The sequence below is a fragment of the Streptomyces nanshensis genome, from assembly GCF_001751255.1.
GTDB lineage: Bacteria > Actinomycetota > Actinomycetes > Streptomycetales > Streptomycetaceae > Streptomyces > Streptomyces nanshensis_A.
The window spans coordinates 1-5,224 of record NZ_LJGW01000661.1 but is presented as its reverse complement, the minus strand read 5'-3'; the positions used below and the strand labels follow the sequence as shown (position 1 = coordinate 5,224).

At 73.3% G+C, this 5,224-nt stretch carries 5 protein-coding genes; 1 reads left to right on the top strand and 4 read right to left on the bottom strand.

All coding sequences use genetic code 11. The features are described 5' to 3' along the window. The 4 genes from AN218_RS31170 to AN218_RS31155 form a co-directional block, all read right to left on the bottom strand. A partial coding sequence (locus tag AN218_RS31170; protein WP_420856041.1) for an adenosine deaminase family protein occupies positions 1-1,558 on the bottom strand: 1,558 nt, incomplete at its 3' end. A gap of 351 nt (positions 1,559-1,909) precedes the next feature. Continuing rightward, positions 1,910-2,242, bottom strand: coding sequence for a hypothetical protein (locus tag AN218_RS31165; protein WP_070020381.1), 333 nt, complete (start codon positions 2,240-2,242; stop codon positions 1,910-1,912). 314 nt (positions 2,243-2,556) lie between these two features. Then, on the bottom strand, positions 2,557-3,027 hold the full coding sequence (locus tag AN218_RS31160; RefSeq protein ID WP_070020380.1) for a hypothetical protein: 471 nt from the start codon (positions 3,025-3,027) through the stop codon (positions 2,557-2,559). 405 nt (positions 3,028-3,432) lie between these two features. Next, complete coding sequence (locus tag AN218_RS31155) at positions 3,433-3,858, bottom strand: hypothetical protein (RefSeq protein ID WP_070020379.1); 426 nt, start codon at positions 3,856-3,858, stop codon at positions 3,433-3,435. Between the two features lie 572 nt (positions 3,859-4,430). Between AN218_RS31155 and AN218_RS31150 the strand changes: the two genes are divergently transcribed. Next, positions 4,431-5,129 carry an HAD family acid phosphatase gene (locus AN218_RS31150; protein ID WP_070020378.1) on the top strand — a complete coding sequence of 233 codons (699 nt, stop codon included), beginning with the start codon at positions 4,431-4,433 and terminating at the stop codon, positions 5,127-5,129. The last annotated feature ends 95 nt before the right edge of the window (positions 5,130-5,224 follow it).

The following is a 5,224-nucleotide window of genomic DNA, read 5'->3' as shown; positions in this document are numbered from 1 at the left end:
CGGCGCCGCCGCCCCCGCGGATCCGCTCCTCGAAGCGGTGGAAGGCCGCCTCCTGCCGCCACTGCGCCGCCGCCTTCCCGCTCGCGCCGAGCAGATCGCGGCACCGGCTCCCCGGCGCGGCGGCCCCCGGACGCTCCCCGGCACACGCCCCGGTGAGGGTGTAGCCGTCCCGCGCGGGGGCGCCCGCCCACAGGCTGCGTCCGGGCAGGAAGGCGTACTCCAGGGAGGCGCGGGAGAGGTCCTTCATGTCGGCGTAGGTCAGCCCGTACGTGCGCGCCGCGTACCGGTACTCCGCGCCGATGTCCGTACGCGAGACGCCCGGGTCGTCCGTGGCCAGCACCACCGGGACGCCGAACGCCCGGTAGGTGGCGAAGGGATGGTCGGCGCCCTTGACGCCGAGGATCTGGGCGTTGCTGGTGAAGGGCACCTCGACGGCGGTCTCACGGGCGGCCATGGTGCGGGCGGTGCGCCGCCAGCGGTCCTCGTGGACGAGGTCGACGCCGTGCCCGATCCGCTCCGCGCCCGCGACCTCCACGGCCTCCCGGATGTGGAAGGAGAGATCCTCCGGTTTGACCAGGCCGGGCCACAACTCGCCCGCGTGCAGCGTGACATGGGCCCTCGGATACACGCCGCGCAGATACTTCAGCATGCGCATCTGGAGCCGGTAGCCGGACAGGGCGCTCTCCGCGTCCTCGGGCTGGACGAGGTTGACCGCGACGAAGCGCCCGTCCCGCTCGGCCAGCCGCATGCCGAGGGCGAGTTGGGTGAAGACGCGGGCCGGTGAGGCGCCCCGGGACGCCTGCGAGATCCAGCGCACCGGCACCCGGCAGCCCGGGTGGGCACGGCGGGTGCCGCAGTGCGCGGCCTCGCGGAACTCGGCGTCGCCGTCGTCGGCCTCCCGCCGTGCGTCGGCGACCAGTGCGTCGAGCCTGCCGCCGGAGGCCAACTCGCGGTGCAGGGCGGCGAGATCGTCGTTCCAGCCGACGTCGTCCGCGAGCCGCTTCGCACCGTCGGACGCCGGGCTGACCATGGTCTCCAGATAACTCTGGTGCTGCTCGGCGGCCTTGTCGGCGACGTCGGCGAGCAGCTTGCCCCGGTGGCGCCAGGTGACCTCGCCGAACTTGGCGAAGGTGCCGAAGAAGTGGTCGTGCCCGTCGCCGCCCGCGGGGAAGTCCTGCATCGACCAGCCGCGCACGATCGCGTCGCGGAACGCCCTGTCGCGGCGGGCGTCGGCGGCGGGCCGGGTGCCCGGACCGCACGGCGGCGGCACGGCGGTCGTCGTGGCGGTCTCGACGCACAGCCCGTCCTCGGCGGCGAGTTCGACGAGATACTCCGTACTCGCCGCTCCCGAGAGGTGGTTGTGCAGATCGCCGCCCTTGGGGAGGGCGGTGAAGAAGCGCTTCAGACGGGCCGGGTCGGTACGGATCGCATCGAGACGGGCGTTCGCGGCGGCCTCCCCGGACGTCGTGGGACGCGGCCCGGCCGCGGCGGCCGGGGGCGCCGGACCGGTCTGGACGGCGAGTGCGGACAGGGACAGCAGGCCGGCGGCGAGGGGCAGAACCCTCCGTGTGCGGCGGGTGACGGTGCGGTGGTGGATCACGCGCTCATGATCGGCGTCCGGACGGCCACCGGTCGTGCGTCGCGCGGGAGTTCACCCGGTCGTGCGGCGCGGTGGGGGCGCGTACGGCGCGTACGCGGGAGTGCCATGGGGCGGGAGTGCCGCGGGGTGCGCACGGGGCCGTCGTCGCCCGGCGCGGGCCTCCCCGTACGGGATCAGCGCGGCACGGCGGGCGGGAGCGGTCATGAGGCCCTTGAGGCCCAGCGGCGCCCGGGACGTCCGGGACGTCCGGGACGTTCAGGGTCCTGTCGCCGGCGCGGTCCGCTGACGCGCTGTGTCCGCGGGGTGCGCCTACGCGGTCGCGGTGCCGGGGTCGATGCCGCTGTCGTCGCCGTTCCCGGCGCCCTCACCGGTGTCGCCGTGGAACTCGGGGTCGATCGCGTTGGCCGCGCCCAGGGCCGTGAGCAGCCAGTCGTCGTCCGTGGGCCGCGTCCGGGCGGCCTCGCGGTGCGCGAGCGCGGCCTCCAGCTCGTCGAGCGCGGATTCCAGCTCGGCGGTGTCCGTGCCGCTCGCCGCGTCGCGGACGTGCTGGCGTGCGTCCTCCACGCCCTGGTTGGCGTCCTCGTACAGAGCGTCGGACGCGTCGGGCCGGGCGTCGGCCTGGGGCTTGTTCGGATCAACCATGGTCCCGAGCGTACGGTTCCCGCGCCCCGGGCGGTGTGCCGGGTGGCCCCGGGTCAGGCGGGTCTTCCGGCCCCCGTACGGGCGGCGACCGACGTGCGCCGGTATGTGACGGAACGCGTGCCGTGGACGAAGGGATAGCGAAGGCGAGAGGAAGGGTGCCGTGTGCGGGGCGGCCCCGGGTGCCGCCCCGCACCACCCGTGAGAGGACACCCGGTGACCGGACGGGCGCCCACCGGTACGTCTGTCACCGGTCGTCGTCTGTCACCGGTCGCGCCGGACGCCGCCCGGCGGTGCCCCGAGGTGTCCGAGGGTGCTCAGAAGGTGAACGGTCCCGGCGACTGTGCCGAGGTGGCCGTGCAGTTCACCGTGATGGTGCCGAAGATGACGATCTTCACGGACTTCGCCTCCAGGACGTCCCCGGCGGCGACGGTCCCGTCCAGCGGGCCGGAGTCGACGTCGTCACCGGCCGACATCGCCGGATTGGACTTGCCCGTGAAGGTCGTGCTGTCGCTCCCGTTCTTCGAGAGGGTCAGGGTCGTCTCGACCGACCCGGCGCCCACGTCGATGGGAGCCTTCACGGCCGAGGAGGTGAGCGTGATGGTCGCCGCGGTGCCGTCCTGCGTCGCGGTCAGCGTGGCCTCGCCCGAGCCCGCGCTTCCGCAGTCGGCGGAGACGGTCGCCGTGGTCGGGTCCACCGCGAACGCGCTGGGGGCGAACGCGAGCGCGCCCGCCGCGAGTACGGCCGTACCCAGTGCGGTCGCGTATGCCGATCTGCTGCGTCCCATGGAAATGCCTTCCGGTTGTGGGGAGTTGCAGGGGTGCTGCATGACCACCGCAGTCGCATGTCACGTCTGACGTGCGGGGACGCGGTGTGGGGGGTGCCGGGTGCGGTGCGTGCTGCGGTCTCCGGGCATGCGAACGGTCCGCGGTTCAGGCCGCATTCCGGGTGGGCGCAGTGTCTGGCTCGCTCGCTCGTCAGTTCACGCGCTGCCCATTGATGCGCTAGACGGGCCCGTGCGCAAGACCGCCGGGGCCGCTTTCGCGCCAACTCGCCCCGGACGGCGGCCTGTTGGGCGCTTCGCCATGCCTCGTCGCCCCCCCCGTATCCCGCCGTACCTCGGCGCCCCGGACCTGCGCACCCTCCGTGCGGAGCGCGCCCCGGCGCCGCCCCCTCCCGTGTCGGACTCGCGTCAGAGCCGCTTCAGCCCCGCGTACGGGAGCGCCGCGAACAGGGCGACGACCACGGCCTGGAGCACGACCCCCACCTCGCCCAAGAGCGTCGGCGAGAGCAGCCCGGAGACGAGCGTGACGAGGCTGAGGAGAGCCCAGAGGAGATTCGCGGTGAGCACCGCGCCGAGCGCTTTCCCGGAAACCCTCTCGCGCGTTCCCGCCACGAGCACTACGGCCGCGAACAGCAGCAGGAAGGCGCCGACCGGATAAAGCAGCGACGCCCCGATTCCGAGAAGGGATGCGAGAGCCGCCGCGAACGCCGGATACGCAAGGGAGTTGAGGCCCGTGACGGCTCCGTCGAGCCGGAGCGCGAGGCGGGCGAGGCCGTCGGACGAGGTCACGGGTGTGCCGGGAGCGGCGGTAGGGGAATGCGGTGTCGATGCCACGGGCGTCGTCCTCTCCTGGGGCGCGGCCGGCAGGGGCCGCCGTTGAAACGGAATGCGTCGTACCGGTAAGAGCCGGTACGAGGGCGGCGGCGCGGCGCCGGGCAGGGCCGATTTCCGTACGCCCGGCGGGAGTTCGCAATTCTGGCCGACGCTTTCTCCGCCGGTCCGTTCCGGAACGCAGCCGGCGGCCGGAACGCCGGACGATGACGCGGGAGGTAATGCGGGGCCGGTGCGGGGCGGACGCCGTGGCGGCGCCGGGCTCGTCCGTCGGGGCCGTCCGCAGGGGCCCGCCCGTGCCCGTCCGTGCGCGGACATGGCCGAAAATGTCAGCAGGCGGCGGGAGTTCACCGTTCAGCGGGGGCCGGGAGCCGGGAGCCGCGCACGGCCGGAGCCGTGCGCCGTGCGGGCCGCCGGGGCCGTGACGTCCGGAAGGCGTCTGATTCCTACTAATCGGTAGCCCAGGCTTCCCCCTCCGTACATGATGAGACGCGAACATGTCACGGCCTTCGCCGTCGTCGGTGGCCGGCCGTGCCGTGCCGGCCTCCGTCTCGTGACTCAGGAGTGAACCCCCCATGCATGGACGCAAATGGACAACACGGATCGCGGTGTCCGTCGCCGGAGCGGGCCTGCTCACCGCGGCGTCGGTGGCCGCGGGCCCCGCCATGGCCTCCACCGACGCCCCGGCGCCCGCCAAGGCCCGTACGGCGTCCGGCACTTCGGCGGCCGTCACTCCCGAGAAGCCGCACACGGGCGCCGCGCACCCGGCGGCCGACGACGTCGACTACGACACCTGGCGCAGCGACGTCAGCAAGGTGACCGACGAGGCCCGTCCGTATCTGGAGAAGCGCATCTCGCAGGGCGACGGCGAGAAGATGGCCGTCGTCTTCGACATCGACAACACCACGCTGGAGACGCACTTCCACCCCATCTGGGAGCTGCCGACCCCGCCCGTCCAGCAGACCCTGGACCTGGCCCGCTACGCCGACTCCCGTGGTGTGGCCGTCTACTTCGTCACCGCGCGGCCCGGGATCATCTACTCGCTCACCAAGGACAACCTGGAGAAGGTCGGCTATCCGATCGCCGGGCTGTACGTGCGGGACCTGCCCGACATCTTCGACGAGGTCAGCAAGTACAAGACCGCGAAGCGGGCGGAGATCGAGGCCGACGGCCACACGATCATCGCCAACATCGGCAACACCCCGACCGACGTCGTGGGCGGCCACACCGAGAAGAACTTCAAACTCCCGGACTACGACGGCAAGTTGAGCTGAGCGCGCGTCCTTCCGCGGTACGGGCCGCCACCCGTACAACCCCTCCTGTACGGGTGTCCCGTACGGGCGCGGACGCCCCGCCGGGCCCCCGGCCC

Bases quoted from the DNA above. Each gene is read 5' to 3' on its own strand.
- AN218_RS31165 (WP_070020381.1), bottom strand. From the start codon at position 2,242: ATGGTTGATCCGAACAAGCCCCAGGCCGACGCCCGGCCCGACGCGTCC.
- AN218_RS31160 (WP_070020380.1), bottom strand. From the start codon at position 3,027: ATGGGACGCAGCAGATCGGCATACGCGACCGCACTGGGTACGGCCGTA.
- AN218_RS31150 (WP_070020378.1), top strand. From the start codon at position 4,431: ATGCATGGACGCAAATGGACAACACGGATCGCGGTGTCCGTCGCCGGA.